Origin of the sequence: Sphingomonas sp. SAFR-052, assembly GCF_051965015.1 — a bacterium.
Classification (GTDB): domain Bacteria; phylum Pseudomonadota; class Alphaproteobacteria; order Sphingomonadales; family Sphingomonadaceae; genus Sphingomonas.
Genome location: NZ_JBQCMO010000006.1, coordinates 176,695 through 192,052, shown reverse-complemented (window position 1 = coordinate 192,052; position 15,358 = coordinate 176,695). Strand labels below are relative to the sequence as shown.

At 67.9% G+C, this 15,358-nt stretch carries 15 protein-coding genes; 12 read left to right on the top strand and 3 right to left on the bottom strand.

Annotation, left to right across the window (positions count from 1 at the left end):
- Positions 1–280 precede the first annotated feature (280 nt).
- The 3 genes from murJ (at position 281) to ACTHQV_RS12305 (ending at position 4,613) form a co-directional block, all read left to right on the top strand.
- Positions 281–1,861 carry a murein biosynthesis integral membrane protein MurJ gene (murJ, locus tag ACTHQV_RS12315; RefSeq protein WP_440490622.1) on the top strand — a complete coding sequence of 527 codons (1,581 nt, stop codon included), beginning with the start codon at positions 281–283 and terminating at the stop codon, positions 1,859–1,861.
- Between the two features lie 12 nt (positions 1,862–1,873).
- Positions 1,874–2,878 carry a tryptophan--tRNA ligase gene (gene trpS, locus ACTHQV_RS12310; protein WP_440490621.1) on the top strand — a complete coding sequence of 335 codons (1,005 nt, stop codon included), beginning with the start codon at positions 1,874–1,876 and terminating at the stop codon, positions 2,876–2,878.
- A 103-nt stretch (positions 2,879–2,981) separates the two neighbouring features.
- Entirely contained in the window at positions 2,982–4,613 is a 1,632-nt protein-coding gene (locus ACTHQV_RS12305; protein ID WP_440490620.1) for an alpha-D-glucose phosphate-specific phosphoglucomutase, read from the top strand.
- A gap of 163 nt (positions 4,614–4,776) precedes the next feature.
- On the opposite strand, the gene dnaA is transcribed toward ACTHQV_RS12305, so the two are convergent.
- The 3 genes from dnaA to mutM form a co-directional block, all read right to left on the bottom strand.
- Positions 4,777–6,186, bottom strand: a complete 1,410-nt coding sequence (dnaA, locus tag ACTHQV_RS12300) for a chromosomal replication initiator protein DnaA (RefSeq protein ID WP_440490784.1) — start codon at positions 6,184–6,186, stop codon at positions 4,777–4,779.
- A gap of 471 nt (positions 6,187–6,657) precedes the next feature.
- Positions 6,658–6,921: a 30S ribosomal protein S20 gene (rpsT, locus tag ACTHQV_RS12295; RefSeq protein WP_440490618.1), complete on the bottom strand. Its 264-nt coding sequence runs from the start codon at positions 6,919–6,921 to the stop codon at positions 6,658–6,660.
- Positions 6,922–7,012: 91 nt separating this feature from the next.
- Positions 7,013–7,825, bottom strand: a complete 813-nt coding sequence (gene mutM / locus ACTHQV_RS12290; RefSeq protein WP_440490616.1) for a bifunctional DNA-formamidopyrimidine glycosylase/DNA-(apurinic or apyrimidinic site) lyase — start codon at positions 7,823–7,825, stop codon at positions 7,013–7,015.
- 226 nt (positions 7,826–8,051) lie between these two features.
- On the opposite strand from mutM, the gene ACTHQV_RS12285 reads away from it, so the two are divergent.
- Genes ACTHQV_RS12285 through ACTHQV_RS12245 form a run of 9 tightly spaced genes read left to right on the top strand, consistent with a single transcriptional unit; the run spans position 8,052 to position 15,334 of the window.
- Positions 8,052–8,783 (top strand): class I SAM-dependent methyltransferase, encoded by a 732-nt coding sequence (locus tag ACTHQV_RS12285; protein WP_440490615.1) that lies wholly within the window; start codon positions 8,052–8,054, stop codon positions 8,781–8,783.
- A 52-nt stretch (positions 8,784–8,835) separates the two neighbouring features.
- Positions 8,836–10,368 carry a 2-polyprenylphenol 6-hydroxylase gene (ubiB, locus tag ACTHQV_RS12280; protein WP_440490613.1) on the top strand — a complete coding sequence of 511 codons (1,533 nt, stop codon included), beginning with the start codon at positions 8,836–8,838 and terminating at the stop codon, positions 10,366–10,368.
- On the top strand, positions 10,365–11,453 hold the full coding sequence (locus ACTHQV_RS12275) for a hypothetical protein (protein WP_440490611.1): 1,089 nt from the start codon (positions 10,365–10,367) through the stop codon (positions 11,451–11,453). Before ubiB ends, ACTHQV_RS12275 begins: the two co-directional genes overlap by 4 nt.
- Positions 11,450–12,625, top strand: coding sequence for a bifunctional phosphopantothenoylcysteine decarboxylase/phosphopantothenate--cysteine ligase CoaBC (gene coaBC / locus ACTHQV_RS12270; RefSeq protein ID WP_440490609.1), 1,176 nt, complete (start codon positions 11,450–11,452; stop codon positions 12,623–12,625). The genes ACTHQV_RS12275 and coaBC overlap by 4 nt, the downstream gene beginning before the upstream one ends.
- Complete coding sequence (locus ACTHQV_RS12265) at positions 12,612–13,418, top strand: alpha/beta hydrolase family protein (RefSeq protein ID WP_440490608.1); 807 nt, start codon at positions 12,612–12,614, stop codon at positions 13,416–13,418. Before coaBC ends, ACTHQV_RS12265 begins: the two co-directional genes overlap by 14 nt.
- Positions 13,415–13,852 carry a dUTP diphosphatase gene (gene dut / locus ACTHQV_RS12260; protein ID WP_440490607.1) on the top strand — a complete coding sequence of 146 codons (438 nt, stop codon included), beginning with the start codon at positions 13,415–13,417 and terminating at the stop codon, positions 13,850–13,852. The genes ACTHQV_RS12265 and dut overlap by 4 nt, the downstream gene beginning before the upstream one ends.
- The gene (locus ACTHQV_RS12255; protein WP_440490605.1) at positions 13,849–14,265 is read left to right on the top strand and encodes a hypothetical protein; all 417 of its coding nucleotides are present in this window, start codon (positions 13,849–13,851) and stop codon (positions 14,263–14,265) included. The genes dut and ACTHQV_RS12255 overlap by 4 nt, the downstream gene beginning before the upstream one ends.
- On the top strand, positions 14,262–15,011 hold the full coding sequence (locus ACTHQV_RS12250; protein ID WP_440490604.1) for a HesA/MoeB/ThiF family protein: 750 nt from the start codon (positions 14,262–14,264) through the stop codon (positions 15,009–15,011). Before ACTHQV_RS12255 ends, ACTHQV_RS12250 begins: the two co-directional genes overlap by 4 nt.
- The gene (locus ACTHQV_RS12245; RefSeq protein ID WP_440490603.1) at positions 14,993–15,334 is read left to right on the top strand and encodes a DsrE family protein; all 342 of its coding nucleotides are present in this window, start codon (positions 14,993–14,995) and stop codon (positions 15,332–15,334) included. The genes ACTHQV_RS12250 and ACTHQV_RS12245 overlap by 19 nt, the downstream gene beginning before the upstream one ends.
- The last annotated feature ends 24 nt before the right edge of the window (positions 15,335–15,358 follow it).

The window sequence follows — 15,358 nt, the reverse complement described above, 5'->3', positions numbered from 1 at the left end:
CCCCGCCACGCGTACCCCCGCGCAGGCGGGGGTCCAGGGTCATGAGCACCGTGCTTTCATTGCCTTGCCGCCCTGCCTGTGCGAGCGTTCTGCGAGAGTCTCATACCCACCTCAGAACCTCTCCGTACCCCCGCGCAGGCGGGGGTCCAGCGCCAAGCAGAACAACGGCTTGCGCCCGCGGCTCTGGATCCCCGCCTCCGCGGGGATACGGCGTAGTGGACTCTCACACAGGTCTCGCCTGCGCCGGGGTACGGCCTGCATCCGGATCGGCGCTGACCGCATGAAACTGGCGAAATCGCTGGGGTCGGTCGGCGGCCTGACCCTGGCCAGCCGCGTGCTGGCGCTGGGGCGCGACTCGCTGCAGGCGACGTTCGTCGGCGCAGGCTTCGCGTCGGACGCGTTCCTCGTCGCCTTCCGCCTGCCCAACATGTTCCGCGCGCTGTTTGCCGAGGGCGCGTTCAACGCCGCCTTCGTGCCGCTGTTCAACAAGCGGGTGGCCGAGGGCGACGCGGTGGCGGAGGGTCAGGGGCTGCCCGCCGGCCTGGCCTTTGCGCAGGCGGTGTTGTCGGTGCTGCTGCCCGTACTGATCGCCGCGACGGTCGTCATGCTGATCGGCGCATGGCCGCTGACCTATTTATTGTCGGGCGGGTTCAAGGATCCGACGCCCGATCAATTCGCCTATGCGGTCACGCTGTCGCGGATCACCATCCCCTATCTGCTGCTGATCTCGATCGTGTCGTTGCTCGGCGCGATCCTCAATTCGCTCGACAAATTCTGGGTCAATGCCGCCGCCCCGATCCTGCTGAACGTCGCGATGGTCGCCGGGCTGCTGTTCTTCCACGGCCCCGATCCCTATGCGACCGCGCGGGTACAGGCATGGGCGGTGACCATCGGCGGCGCGTTGCAGCTCGGCTGGGTGATGTTCGCCTGTCGACAGGCGGGCGTGTCGCTGCGCCCGCAGCGCCCACGCCTGACCCCCGAAGTACGCGAGATGCTGCGGCTGATCGTCCCCGCCGCGATCGGCGCAGGCGCGATGCAGATCAACCTGCTGATCTCGACAGCCTTGTCGGGGCGGCTGCTCGATCAGGGGTCAATCTCCTACATTTATTATGCCGACCGGCTGAACCAGTTGCCTTTGGGGCTGATCGGCATCGGGCTTGGCACCATCCTGCTCCCGACGATTTCCCGGCAACTGGCACGGAAAGAAGACGCGGCAGCAATGGATACGCAGAATCGCGGTATCGAACTGGCGCTTTTGCTGACGCTGCCCGCGACCATCGCCTTTCTGACCGTCGCCGAACCGATCCTGCGCGCGCTGTTCCAGCATGGCGCCTTCGGGCCGGAGGATACGCTGCGCAGCGCCCAGTCGCTCGCCGCTTTCTCGCTCGGCCTGCCCGCCTATGTCCTCATCAAAGTGATGACGCCCGGCTTCTATGCGCGCGAAGACACGCGGACGCCGGTGCGCTTCGCCATGATCGCGATTGCGATCAACATCGTCCTGAACCTCGCCTTCATCCCGACCATCGCCCATATCGGCCCGCCGCTCGCCACCGCGGTATCGGCATGGATCAACTTCGCGATGCTGTATGTGACGCTCCGCCGGCGCGGGCATTTCGCATTCGACCGGCAACTGGCCCACCGCCTGCCGCGCTTCGCCATCGCCGCGCTGCTGATGGGCGCGGCGCTGTTCTTCGCCGACCGGGTCGTCGCCCCTTGGACCACCGGTGCCGTCATGACCCGCATCATTGGCATGATCGCGCTCGTCGGCGCGGGCTCGCTCGTCTATGGCCTTGCTTGCCTTGCCACCGGAGCGTTCCGGCTGGCCGATCTTCGCGCGCTGCTGCGTCGGCGCGCCGCCTGATAGGATAAACCCATGCGTGTCGTCTCCGGCATCCAGACTACCGGCAATCTCCATCTCGGCAACTATCTGGGCGCGATCCGCAACTGGGTGCGGTTGCAGGACCGGATGGGCGCCGACGATGTCTGCCTGTTCTTCCTGGCGGACCTCCACGCGCTAACCGTGACGCAGGACCCGAAGGTGATGGCGTCGAACACCATCGAGATGGCGGCGACCCTGCTCGCTGCCGGCATCGATCCCGACCGCTCGATCCTGTTCAATCAGGCGCGGGTGCCCGCGCATAGCGAGCTTGCCTGGATTCTCGGCGGTACCGCGCGCGTCGGCTGGCTCAACCGCATGACCCAGTGGAAGGACAAGGCCGGCAAGAACCGCGAAGGTGCCAGCGTCGGGCTGTTCACCTATCCGGTGCTGCAGGCCGCCGATATCCTCGCCTACCGGGCGACGCATGTTCCGGTCGGCGAGGACCAGAAACAGCATCTGGAGCTTGCCCGCGATATCGCCACCAAGTTCAACCTCGATTTCGGGGTCGAGCTGTTCCCGCTGCCCGAACCGATGATCCCGGAGGATACGCCGCGCATCATGTCCCTGCGTGACGGCAACGCCAAGATGTCCAAGTCCGACCCCTCGGACATGAGCCGCATCAACCTGATCGATTCGGACGATCAGATCGCGACCAAGTTCCGCAAGGCCAAGACCGATCCCGAACCCCTCCCCTCCGAAGTCGCCGGGCTGGCGGAGCGGCCCGAGGCGCGCAACCTCGTCACCATCTATGCCGCGCTGTCGGGGGAGACGTCGCACGACGTGCTTGTCAACTTCGGCGGCCAAGGGTTCGGTGCCTTCAAGCCCGCACTCGCCGATCTGGCGGTCGCGAAGCTGGGTCCGATCCGCGACCGGCTGGTGGCGCTGCTCGACGACCGCGCCGCCGTCGGCGCAACGCTCGCCAAGGGCGCGGCAAAGGCCGACGCACTGGCCCGCCCGACCCTGCTCGAGGCCCAACAGGCACTGGGGCTGCAAGTTTGAATATTTGTTTTAGTTAATCGGGTGCCACGGCCAAATATATGTTGTCCGTGGCACCTTCGTCACCTTATGCGTTCGGCAAGGCCCACTACAGGGGAAGCCGTTCGTGACCAGCACCACCGTCGAAACCAAGCCCTTTACCGACCAGAAGCCCGGCACGTCGGGCCTGCGCAAGAAGGTGCGGGTGTTCCAGCAGCCGCACTACGCCGAAAACTTCATCCAGTCGGTGTTCGACGTGGTCGAGGGCAAGGACGGCGCGACGCTGGTGATCGGCGGCGACGGCCGCTATCTGAACCGCGAAGTCATCCAGACCGCGATCCGCATGGCCGCCGCCAACGGCTTCGCCCGCGCGATCGTCGGCCAAGGCGGCATCCTCTCCACCCCCGCCGCCTCCAACGTCATCCGCCAGCGCGGCGCGATCGGCGGCCTCGTCCTCTCGGCCAGCCATAACCCCGGCGGCCCCGACGAAGATTTCGGCATCAAATACAATGTCTCGAACGGCGGCCCCGCGCCTGAAAGCTTCACCGACGCGCTCTACGCCCGCACGCTGGAGATCGACCGCTACGTCATCAGCGACGTGACCGGCATCGACCTCGACACGCTCGGCGAACGCGAGGTCGACGGCCTGACCGTCGAGGTGATCGACTCGGTCGCCGCCTATGCCGCTCTGATGGAGACGCTGTTCGACTTCGCCGCGATCCGCGATCTCATCGCCGGCGGCTTCCGCCTGTCGTTCGACGCGATGAGCGCGGTGACCGGTCCCTATGCGACCGAAATCCTCGAACGCCGCCTCGGCGCCGCCACCGGTACCGTCGTCAACGGCACCCCCCTGCCCGATTTCGGCGGGCATCACCCCGACCCCAATCTGGTCCACGCCCACGAACTGCACGAACGCATGATGTCCGCCGACGCGCCCGATTTTGGCGCGGCCTCGGACGGTGACGGTGACCGCAACCTCATCATCGGTCGCGGCATCTTCGTGACCCCATCCGACTCGCTCGCGGTGCTCGCTGCCAATGCGCACCTCGCCCCGGCATATAAGGACGGTATCGCCGGCATCGCCCGCTCAATGCCGACTTCCGCCGCGGCCGACCGCGTGGCGCAGGCGCTGAACGTCCCGCTCTACGAAACGCCGACCGGGTGGAAGTTCTTCGGCAATCTGCTCGACGCCGGCCTCGTCACCATGTGTGGCGAGGAGAGCGCAGGCACCGGCTCCAACCATGTCCGCGAGAAGGATGGGCTCTGGGCGGTACTCCTGTGGCTTAACATCCTCGCCGCGCGCCGCCAGCCGGTCGCCGAGATCATGGCCGACCACTGGGCGCGCTATGGCCGCAACTATTATGCGCGCCACGATTATGAGGGCGTCGAACAGGCCGGCGCCGACGCGCTGATGGACTCGCTACGCGACCGGCTCGCTACCCTGCCCGGTACGACAATCGGCGACCTGACCGTCTCCGAAGCCGACGACTTCGCCTATCACGACAGCACCGACGGATCGGTCAGCCGCAAGCAGGGCATCCGCATCCTGTTCGCCGACGGATCGCGCATCGTGTTCCGCCTGTCGGGCACCGGCACCCAGGGCGCGACGCTGCGCGTCTATATCGAACGCTACGAACCGGCGGGCGGTGATCTGGCGCAGGAAACCGGCGACGCGCTGGCGCCGCTGATTGCAGCGGCCGAAACGCTCGCTTCGATCCGGGAGCATACCGGCCGCAACGAACCGGACGTCATTACGTAACATAAGCGGGATGGGAGGGTAGCGAGTCGCCTACCCCCCACCGTTCGGTTCGAGCAGCTTCGAGCTGTCGAGAAGCGTCTGTCGAGAACGCGGTCGTTTTGGGCACGCCCTTCTCGACTACGGTTCTCGACGAGCTCGAAGCGAACGGGGAAGATAGTTCCGCTCAGCCCTCGAGCGAGCGCAACAGGGTCCTGACCGCGCTATCGATCTCGCGATCCACCCCGCGCAGTTCCTCGATCCGCCGTACCGCATGGATCACCGTCGAGTGATCGCGATTGCCGAACTTGCGCCCGATCTCGGGCAGCGACCGCGTCGTCAGCTGCTTCGCCAGATACATCGCCACCTGCCGCGGCCGGGCGATCGCCTGCGCCCGCCGTGCCGAGATCAGGTCGAGCTGCTTCACCTCGAAATGGGCCGACACCGCGCGCTGGATATCGTCGATCGTCACGCGCTTGGCCGGCCCGGCAAGCATTTCGCCCAGCGTCGCATGGGCGAACGCCATGTCGATCGTGTCGCCGGTCAGCGATGCATAGGCGATCAGGCGGTTGAGCGCCCCTTCCAGTTCGCGCACGCTGCCGCGAATACGGCCGGCAAGCAGGTCGAGCACATCGCCGGGCACGACGATGCCGGGCACCTCGGCCAGCTTGGCAGCAAGGATCGCGTGGCGCAGGTCGGTCTCGGGCAGCTTGATATCGGCCACCAGCCCGCCGCCCAGCCGCGACAGCAGCCGCGGATCGATCCCTTCGAGCAACGCGGGCGATCGGTCGCAGGCGATCACCACCCGCTTGCCCGCGTCCATGAACGCGTTGATCGTGTGGAGGCATTCCTCCTGCGTCGCATCCTTGCCCGCCACGAACTGCAGGTCGTCGATCATCAGCAGGTCGACGCCGCGCAGCCGCGCCTTGAACCCGTGCGTGTCGCGCGCACGCATGGCCGCGACGAATTCGAACATGAACCGCTCGGCGGGCAGATAGACTGCGCTCGCCGCCGGATCGGCATCGAGAAACGCATGGCCGATCGCATGCATCAGATGGGTTTTGCCGAGGCCGGTGCCGCTGTGCAGGAACAACGGGCTGAACCGCGGCACGCCCGGTTCGGCCAGCGCCCTCGCCGCATTGAACGCGACTCGATTCGATGCCGAAACGACGAATCGGTCGAAACGATAGCGCGGATCGAACGTCGGCCGTTCGGCGGGTGCACGTTGCGGCACAGCGGCGGCGACGGCGATCGGCGCCGACGGCGCGACCACTGGCGCCGGCTTCGATTCGGGGAGGGCTGCGGGCGGTACGATTCGCGATTGCAGCGCGCTTGCCGTTTCCACCACCACGTCCTGCACCTGCGGCAGCTGCGCACGGAATTCGTGCGTCAATCGTTCGGCATAATGATTGCGGACCCAGTCGGTCATGAACGCCGATGGCAGGGTCAGGCGGACGATACCGTCGTCATCGGGGGCGACCAGTTCCATCGGTTTCAGCCACCGGTCGAACACGCGCTGTCCGGCGGATGCACGCAGGTTCTGGCGCACGCGGGCCCATGCCGCTGCGACCTCGACCTGTCCATGATCCACCGCCATCGTCACCCGGACACACCCCTCCCGCCCGGAGAATCAGCTTCTCCGCCACGGTTCATCCATCGTTTAAGAGCCCCCCTGACCGCGCCGAAGCAGCGGTCGCACACGAAGATTCGTGCGGGCCCCGACCACCGCGATCGGCGCCGGGAAGTGCTGTTTAGGAACCGCGACGGCGATCGATCAAGTCACGAAACCGAAATAAAGGCGGTTGACAGCCCCCCAGTGGCGGAAACCCGTTGGATTTATTTTTTCTCATTGTTTGTCAGTATCTTGCCGAATTTCAGCAGCCTCCGAATCTTCGAATCCGCAGATTTCCGCGGTTTTTGGACCGCTTGATTCGGGTCGGTTTCGCGGAACCATTTCAACGCGGGATGCGACCCTTTCCGGGCACGATGACCCCGTCGTCGGCCGACGCAAGAAACCCCGCCGGCCACGGGGCCGACGGGGTCAATCCTGTCCGACGATGCGAAGCGATCAGGCGAGTGCGCCGACCGCCTTCGTCAGGCGCGAGAACTTGCGGCTCGCGGTGTTCTTGTGCAGCACGCCCTTGGCGACGCCGCGGGCCAGTTCCGGCTGGACGTTCGCCAGCGCGGTGGTCGCCGCTTCACGGTCACCGGCGACGATCGCCGCTTCGACCTTCTTCACGAAGGTACGGATGCGGCCGACGCGCGCACCATTGATTTCCGCACGACGCGCATTGCGCCGGATACGCTTCTTCGCCTGTGGCGTATTCGCCATGCCGTCCTCGACTCTCGCAAATGATTGGTGCCGATCGGGCAATCCGACCGGAGAAGGTGCGCCCCTTAACGCCTCGGGGGCGTAAGGTCAACTATCGCTGGCAGGATCGGCACCAGAAGGTCGAACGTCCGCCATCGACGCGCCGCTCGACGACACCACCGCACGGGCACGCCTCGCCCTCGCGGCCATAGACCCTGAATTGTTTCGAGAAATAGCCCAGTTCGCCATCCGGCTGGGCATAGTCGCGCAGCGTCGATCCCCCCGCCTCGATCGCCGACAGCAGCACCGCACGGGTCGCGTCAACCAATGCCGCCAGCCGTTCGCGCGCAATCTGTCCGGCCGGGCGCGTCGGCGAAATGCCTGCGACGTTCAGCGCCTCGCACACATAGATATTGCCCAACCCCGCGACGATCCGCTGGTCGAGCAGCAGGATCTTCACCGGCGCGATCCGCCCGGCGAACCGCCGCTCGAGATGCTCGGCGGTAAAGTCCGGCCCCAACGGCTCGGGCCCTAGCGCCGCGAAGGGCGGCCATGCCGCGACCTCGGCGGTCGGCAGCAGGTCGACCGATCCGAAGCGGCGCGGATCGTTCAGCACCACCTGCCGCCCGGCATCGGTCGCCAGCAGCAGATGATCGTGCGCCAGCGGCTCGGCCGGATCGACCCGCCAGCGCCCCGACATGCCGAGGTGGAAGATGAAGGTATCGGCACGATCGGTTTCGATCAGCCCGTATTTGGCGCGGCGCGACAGGCCGGTGACCGTCGCACCCGTAAGCCGCTGCCCCAGATCGACCGGCATCGCCCGGCGCAGATCGGCACGATTGGCGACGACCCGCGCGAGCCGTTGCCCGGTCAGCACCGGCGCCAGACCGCGCACGGTCGTCTCGACTTCGGGAAGTTCGGGCATTCGGCGTTCTGATCCATTCTTCCCCGTTCGTGCTGAGTAGGGGCTTAGCTTGTCGAAGACCCGTATCGAAGCACCTGCCTCAAGCGGTCCTTCGATACGCCATTTCAACAGGCTCAATGGCTACTCAGGACGAACGGGCCTGGCGGGCTGGGTTATCACCGCACCTTCGTCGACAAACAGCTAGGTTCGGTTTGCCCCCGCCACAAGGCGCCGCTAGGGCAGACGAATGAACGACACGGTATCCTTCGGTTACGAAGACGTAGCCCCCGCCGAGAAGACCAAGCGCGTCGGCGATGTGTTCGCCAGCGTCGCCTCGCGCTACGACCTGATGAACGACGCCATGTCGGGGGGCATGCACCGGTTGTGGAAGGACCGCTTCGTCGCGCGGGTGAAACCCGGCAAGGGCGAATCGATCCTCGACATGGCCGGCGGCACCGGCGACATCGCGTTCCGCATGGCCAAGCACGGCGCGCAAATCACCGTCGCCGACATCAATCCAGCGATGCTGGGCGTCGGCATGGAACGTGCCGAAAAGCGCGGCATCGACGGCCTCGTTTGGTCCGAACAGAATGCCGAGACGCTCGATTTCGCCGATCGCAGCTTCGATGCCTATACGATCGCGTTCGGCATCCGCAACGTGACCGATATCCCGAAGGCGTTGCGCGAGGCACACCGGGTCCTGAAGCGCGGCGGGCGGTTCTTCTGCCTCGAATTCTCGACCGTCACATGGCCGGGCTTCGCCGATGTCTACGACCAATATTCGCACAAGCTGGTGCCCAAGCTCGGCAAGCTGCTGGCGAATGACGAGGACAGCTATCGCTATCTGATCGAATCGATCCGCCGCTTCCCGGACATGCCGACCTTCGAACGGATGATCGCGGACGCGGGCTTTATCCGCACGCGCGTCGAACCGATCATGGGCGGGCTGGTCGCGATCCATAGTGGGTGGAAGATTTGATGCGGCACGCATCAAACCCCCGCGCCGGCGGGGGTCCAGGGCAAATAGCCGCATGACCGCCACCCTCACCCATTATTGGCGCATCCTGAAATGGGGCCGCACGCTCGCCCGCCACGGCGCGTTGATCGAGCTGGAGCGCAACCCGCGCACCCCGCCGCGCCTGCGCCGGGTCGTCCGCCTCGCGCGCTTCGGGGCGCGCGTGCCGGCGACCCCGCGCTATGCCGAGGCATTCGCCGCGCTGGGCCCGGCCGCGATCAAGCTGGGGCAGACGCTTGCCACCCGCCCCGATCTGGTCGGCGAGGACGTCGCGCAGGACCTGTTGTCGCTGCAGGATGCGCTGCCGCCGCTGCCATGGGACGTCGTGTGCCCCGCGATCGAATCAGGGCTGGGCCAGCCGATCGAGCGCCTGTTCCAGTCGATCGAGGAGACGCCGGTCGGTGCCGCCTCGATCGCGCAGGTCCACCGCGCCATCACGACCGACGGTCGCCGGGTGGCGGTCAAGGTGTTGCGTCCAGGCGTCGAGACTCAGTTCTTCGACGCGATCGACACCTATGAATGGGCCGCCGCCCGCATGGAGACGATGGGCGGCGAGCTGAAGCGGCTGCGCCCCCGCCTCGTGATCGAGACGATGAAGCGCTGGACCGCGCGCGAGCTCGACCTGCGCCGCGAAGCCGCCTCCGCCTCCGAACTAGCGCAGGGGATGGAGGCCGAGCCCGACTTCGTCATCCCCGCGATCGACTGGCAGCGCACGACGTCGAAGATCCTGACCACCGAATGGATCGACGGCATCAAGCTGTCGAACCGCCCCGCGCTGATCGCGGCCGGACACGACCTGCACGCGATGGCGACGCGGCTGGTCCGCGCCTTCCTGCGACAGGCGATCGCGGAAGGGTTCTTCCACGCCGACATGCACCAGGGCAATTTGTTCGCCCTGTCCGACGGGCGTATCGCCGCGATCGATTTCGGCATCATGGGCCGGATCGACCGCCGCGCGCGGGTATGGCTGGCCGAAATCCTCTATGGCCTTATCACCGGGGACTATAAGCGCGTCGCCGAAATCCATTTCGAGGCGGGCTATGTCCCCGCCCATCACAATGTCGCCGAATTCGCGACGGCCCTGCGCGCAGTCGGCGAGCCGATGCGCGGGTTGGCGGTCAAGGACATGTCGGTCGGCATGATGCTCGATTCGCTGTTCAACATCACCCGCGATTTCGACATGGAGACGCAGCCGCATCTGCTGCTGCTGCAAAAGACGATGGTGATGGTCGAGGGGGTGGCAACCGCACTCGATCCCGACATCAACCTGTGGGAGACGGCGGCGCCGTTCGTGCGCGGCTGGATCCGCGACGAGCTGGGGCCGGAGGCGATGGTCGCCGATCGGATCATCACCGACCTGCGCACCCTTGCCCGGCTGCCCGACCTGATCCGCAATATCGAGGCGCGCTATCCCGCGCCCGGCGGCGCCCCGCCGTCGCCACCGCTGCCCGAGATCGCCGTCGTCCGCGTTGGCGGTGGCTGGCGCTATGCACTGGTCGGGATCGCCGGCGGGCTGGTCGGCGCGGCATCGGCGTTGCTGCTGGGATGATCCGCGCGCGGCCGCCGGTCTGGCTGTCGTGCTCCAGCCGGTTCGCGACGCTGCGACCCGGCGTGGCGCTGGCCATCGTACTGCTGGCGCTCGCGCTGCTGGCATCTTCATGGTTCCTGCCCGACGACGACGAACCGAGAGGCACGGCGCTCGGCATCGACGTCTATGCCGCGGTCGTCGAGGGGCTGCGCACCGGCGGCGATTATTATGCCGTCACCGCGCAGGAATTGCGCGCCAGCGGCGCCCCGCTCCACCCCTTCCCCGCCATCCGCCTGCCGACCTTGAGCGTGGTGCAGGCGGCATTGCCCGACCTCGCCTCCATCCTGTTGCTGATCGCGATCGCGGCCGCGACCGGTCTCGCCTGGACCCGGCGGATCGGCGGCTGGTTCGACCGCGGCCCGCCGCGCATCACGGCGCTGTTCCTGCTGGCGGGCGGCATGGTCGCCTTCGTCCAGCCGTCGCTGGTTGCGTTCCACGAGCTGTGGGCCGGGCTGCTGATCGCGTGGTCGCTGGCGATCCGGCGCGAGGATCGCTGGGTCGAGGCGGTCGCCCTGGCACTGTGCGCAATGGTGATTCGCGAGACGGCGGCGCTCTACGCGCTGGTGATGCTCATGGCGGCGCTGGTCGACGGACGCCGGCGCGAGGCGCTGGGCTGGGTCGCGGCGCTGCTGGTCTTCGTCGCGGTGCTGCTGCTCCATGCCCGCGCCGTCGCGATGATCGCCGGGCCGCTCGACGCGGTGTCGCCCGGCTGGGGCGGGCTGCACGGCCCCGGCCTGTTCGCCTCCGCCATGGCACGATCGACCGCGCTCACCATCCTGCCATGGTGGCTGGGCACGCCGCTGGCGATGCTGGCGATGCTCGGCTGGGCGGCGGCGCCGGGTCCGCTGGGCGGACGCGCGGCGCTGACCTTCGGCAGCTATGCGCTGGCCATCGCGTTGTTCGCACGCACCGACAACTTCTATTGGGCGCTCGCCGCCGCCCCTCCCTATCTGATCGGCATGGCGTTTCTTCCCGATGCGGTACGCGACCTTGCCCGACCTTTGCTCGACAGGCGGCGCGTTCGGGTGCAGAGGATCACCCGATGACACGCATATTGCTGATCGTCGGCGGCGGCATCGCCGCGTACAAGGCGTGCGAGCTGATCCGCCTGCTGCGCGGGCGCGGCCATAGCGTGCGCTGCGTGCTGACCGACGGCGGCGCGCAGTTCGTGACACCGATGACGTTGGCAGCGCTCAGCGAACAGCCGGTCCACACCAGCCTGTGGGACCTGAAGGACGAGGCGGAGATGGGTCATATCCAGCTCAGCCGCCAGGCCGATCTGGTCGTCGTCGCCCCCGCCACCGCCGATCTGCTGGCACGCATGGCGGCGGGCATGGCCGACGACCTCGCCACCACGCTGCTGCTCGCCACCGACAAGCCGGTGCTGGCCGTCCCGGCGATGAACGTGCGCATGTGGCAACATGCCGCGACAACTGCCAATGTCGCGACTTTGCGGGGGCGCGGCGTCACCGTGCTCGATCCCGACGAAGGCGCGATGGCATGCGGCGAATTCGGCCCCGGCCGGCTGCCCGAACCACCGGCGATCGTCGCCGCGATCGAGGCGATGACCGCGCCCGCGCCACGATCGCTGACCGGCCGCCATGTGCTGGTGACCGCCGGTCCCACGCATGAGGCGATCGATCCGGTCCGCTATCTCGCCAATCGCTCGTCGGGCAAACAGGGTTTCGCCATCGCCGCCGCCTGCGCCGCGCGTGGGGCACAGGTGACGCTGATCGCCGGGCCAGTAACGCTACCGACCCCGCCGGGCGTCACCCGCATCGACGTCGAATCGGCACGTGATATGGCCAACGCCGTGGCGCAGGCGCTGCCCGCCGACGCTGCCGTCATGGTCGCAGCCGTTGCCGACTGGCAGGTCGAGGCCGCGCCGTCCAAGCTGAAGAAGGGCGACGGTCCGCCGACCCTGACTCTCCTGCCCAATCCCGACATATTGGCGATGCTCGGCCGATCGCCGCGCCGCCCGCGGCTGCTGGTCGGCTTCGCAGCAGAGACCGACGACGTGCTCGCCCATGCGACCGCCAAGCGCAGCGCCAAGAATGCCGACTGGATCGTCGCCAACGACGTGTCGGGCGATGTGATGGGCGGCGACCGCAACGCCATTCACCTCGTCACCGCCGATGGCGTCGAACACTGGTCCGACGCCCCCAAGACCGATATCGCGGCCCGTCTGGCCGACCGGATTGCCGATGCGCTGCTTTAGTCCCCTGTTGCTTCTTGCCGCCGCCGGCTGCGCCACCACCGCCCCGCCGCCGGTGACGCTGGCCGGCGCGAGCTTCGGGCCGACCGCGTCGCGCGACGTGCGCACCCTCATCCTCGTGCTGCACGGCGATGGCGACGGCGTGGTGCCTGCCGAGTTCAACGCCGCTGCCCAGGCCATCGCCGACGCGATCCCCGGCGCGCGCGCGGTCGCGCTGCTGCGGCCGGGCTATGCCGATGCCGCGGGCAATGTCTCGCCCGGCACCCGCGGCGGGACCGATGGCGACAGCTATACCGCCGACCGGGTCGCGGCGGTCGCCGATGCCGTCGCCGGCTGGCGCGCCCGCTATCCCTTGGCGCGCGCGATCCTCGTCGGGCAATCGGGTGGCGCGGCGATGGCGGCGACGCTGGTGGGGGTGCGGCCGGGGCTGGTCGACGGGGTCGTACTGGCGGGCTGTCCGTGCATGTTGCCCGAATGGCGCAAATATCGCGCGAAGCAGGGCGCGACCGGCTTCCGCACCGCGGTCGACAGCTTCGATCCGTTGCAGACCGTCGGCGGCATCGCGCCGACCACCCGCGTCACCCTGCTGGTCGGGGCCGATGACAGGGAAACGCCGCTGCGCTTCTCGCGCGGCTATGCCGAGGCGCTGGCGCTGCGTGGCATCGCCACCGATTATCGCGTCCTGCCCGGCCGTGGCCACGATCTGCTGCGCGACGGCGACCTGATCGATGCGGTGCGCCGCATGGCCGCCGCGCCGCCGGCAACCCCGCAACGTAGCGCGATGGTGACCCCATGATTCCGATCCGTCTGCGCCGCCTGCCCCATGGCCATGGCCTGCCGCTGCCCGCCTATGCGACCGCCGGTGCCGCCGGCATGGACGTCGTCGCCGCGGAGGATATCGACCTTGCCCCCGGTGCGCGCCACGCCGTCGCCACCGGCTTCGCCATCGCGATCCCGGCGGGCTACGAAGTTCAGGTCCGCCCCCGCTCGGGCCTTGCCCTCAAACACGGCATCACCTGCCTCAACACCCCCGGCACGATCGACAGCGACTATCGCGGTGAGGTGAAGGTGATCCTCGCCAATCTCGGCGACGAACCGTTCCGCGTCGTTCGCGGCGAACGCATTGCACAGCTGGTCCCCGCCGCCGTCATCCGTGCCAAGATGACCGAGGTTGACACGCTCGACGATACCGCCCGCGGTGCCGGCGGATTCGGTTCGACCGGACGATGATCGCCATGGCCCTCCTGACGCTGGCACAGGCGGTGCCGCTGGTTCCGGCGCCCGAACCCGCCCCGGCCGCCCGCTCGCCGATCGACTGGACGGCGCTGCCGCCGCTCCCCTATCGCCGCATGCCGCAGCCGACCGCGTCGATGGTTGCCTTCGTATCGGCCGAAATCCACCGCAACGAATGTCCGCGGCCGCTGCCGGTCGATGGCCGCACCCGGTTGCAGGTCGATGTGGCGGTGCTGATCGGCGAGGACCATCTGGTCCGCGCCACCATCCCCCGCGCGATCGGCTGCCCGACCGTCGAGCAATATGCCGCCGGGCTGGTCGTCAGCTTCGCGCGCGGCAATCTGATGCCGCAGTTCGTCAGCGAGGGCGGCTGGTACCGCGCCTCGCTGCAGTTCGACTGGACCGAATGACCTTTTCCGATGCCGAGCTCGATCGCTACGCCCGCCACCTCGTCCTGCGCGAGGTCGGCGGCGCGGGACAGGCAGCGCTGAAGGCTGCGCGCGTCGTCGTGATCGGAGCGGGTGGCATCGGATCGCCCGCGCTGCAATATCTGGCAGCGGCCGGGGTCGGCACGCTGGTCGTGATCGACGACGACCATGTCGATGCCAGCAACCTCCAGCGGCAGACACTGTTCGGCGACGCCGATGTCGGTACTGCGAAAGTGACCGCCGCTGCCGAAGCGCTCGCCCGCATCAACCCGCATGTCGTCATCGAACCCGTCGCGACCCGGATCGACGCAACCAACGCCGCCGCACTTCTCGCCGGGGCGGACGTGGTGCTCGACGGCTGCGACAATTTCGCCACCCGCCTGACTGTCGCCGACGCGGCGCTGGCGGCGCGCATCCCGCTGGTGTCGGCGGCGGTGGGTCAGTTCGAGGGGCAATTGGGGGTGTTCCGCGGCTGGGAACCGCATCTGCCCTGCTATCGCTGCTTCGTCGGCAACGATCCTGCCCGCGCCGATGCCAGCTGCGCCGATCAGGGCGTGCTCGGCGCCTTGACCGGAGTGATAGGCAGCCTTGCCGCGCTGGAGACGCTGCGCGCGATCATCGGCTTCGGCGACGATCCGGCGGGTAGGCTGCTGGTCGCCGACCTGCTCGCCTTCCGCTTCCGCACGCTGGCGCTGCCAAAGGATCCGGGATGCCGATGCGCGGGCTGACGATCGTCGTCGTACAGCCCGATCCCGACCGCTGGCGCGCTGCGCTGACCATGGCCTGTGCCGCCGCCGCGCTCGGTGCGCGGACGCGCGTCTATCTGCACGAAGGGGCGGTGGCACTGCTGGCGACGGCGGCCGCCGCACCGCCCGGCTTGCCCGACGCGACTGAATTGCGCGTGATCGCGGGTGAGAGCGGGGTCGAGCTGATCGCCTGCCAGACCGGCCTCGCCCTTGCCGGACTGGCGGCGGATACGGAAAGGGTCGCGGCAGGCGGATGGATCGACCTGCTCGCGACCCTTGCCGACGACCGGCTGGTCACCCTGTAGAAGCGGGCGGAGACCGTAACCTCT

What these genes read in the sequence shown, in the direction of transcription:
- murJ (WP_440490622.1), top strand. Translation starts at nt 281, where the DNA reads ATGAAACTGGCGAAATCGCTGGGGTCGGTCGGCGGCCTGACCCTGGCC.
- trpS (WP_440490621.1), top strand. Translation starts at nt 1,874, where the DNA reads ATGCGTGTCGTCTCCGGCATCCAGACTACCGGCAATCTCCATCTCGGC.
- dnaA (WP_440490784.1), bottom strand. Translation starts at nt 6,186, where the DNA reads ATGGCGGTGGATCATGGACAGGTCGAGGTCGCAGCGGCATGGGCCCGC.
- rpsT (WP_440490618.1), bottom strand. Translation starts at nt 6,921, where the DNA reads ATGGCGAATACGCCACAGGCGAAGAAGCGTATCCGGCGCAATGCGCGT.
- mutM (WP_440490616.1), bottom strand. Translation starts at nt 7,825, where the DNA reads ATGCCCGAACTTCCCGAAGTCGAGACGACCGTGCGCGGTCTGGCGCCG.
- ACTHQV_RS12285 (WP_440490615.1), top strand. Translation starts at nt 8,052, where the DNA reads ATGAACGACACGGTATCCTTCGGTTACGAAGACGTAGCCCCCGCCGAG.
- ubiB (WP_440490613.1), top strand. Translation starts at nt 8,836, where the DNA reads ATGACCGCCACCCTCACCCATTATTGGCGCATCCTGAAATGGGGCCGC.
- ACTHQV_RS12275 (WP_440490611.1), top strand. Translation starts at nt 10,365, where the DNA reads ATGATCCGCGCGCGGCCGCCGGTCTGGCTGTCGTGCTCCAGCCGGTTC.
- coaBC (WP_440490609.1), top strand. Translation starts at nt 11,450, where the DNA reads ATGACACGCATATTGCTGATCGTCGGCGGCGGCATCGCCGCGTACAAG.
- ACTHQV_RS12265 (WP_440490608.1), top strand. Translation starts at nt 12,612, where the DNA reads ATGCGCTGCTTTAGTCCCCTGTTGCTTCTTGCCGCCGCCGGCTGCGCC.
- dut (WP_440490607.1), top strand. Translation starts at nt 13,415, where the DNA reads ATGATTCCGATCCGTCTGCGCCGCCTGCCCCATGGCCATGGCCTGCCG.
- ACTHQV_RS12255 (WP_440490605.1), top strand. Translation starts at nt 13,849, where the DNA reads ATGATCGCCATGGCCCTCCTGACGCTGGCACAGGCGGTGCCGCTGGTT.
- ACTHQV_RS12250 (WP_440490604.1), top strand. Translation starts at nt 14,262, where the DNA reads ATGACCTTTTCCGATGCCGAGCTCGATCGCTACGCCCGCCACCTCGTC.
- ACTHQV_RS12245 (WP_440490603.1), top strand. Translation starts at nt 14,993, where the DNA reads ATGCCGATGCGCGGGCTGACGATCGTCGTCGTACAGCCCGATCCCGAC.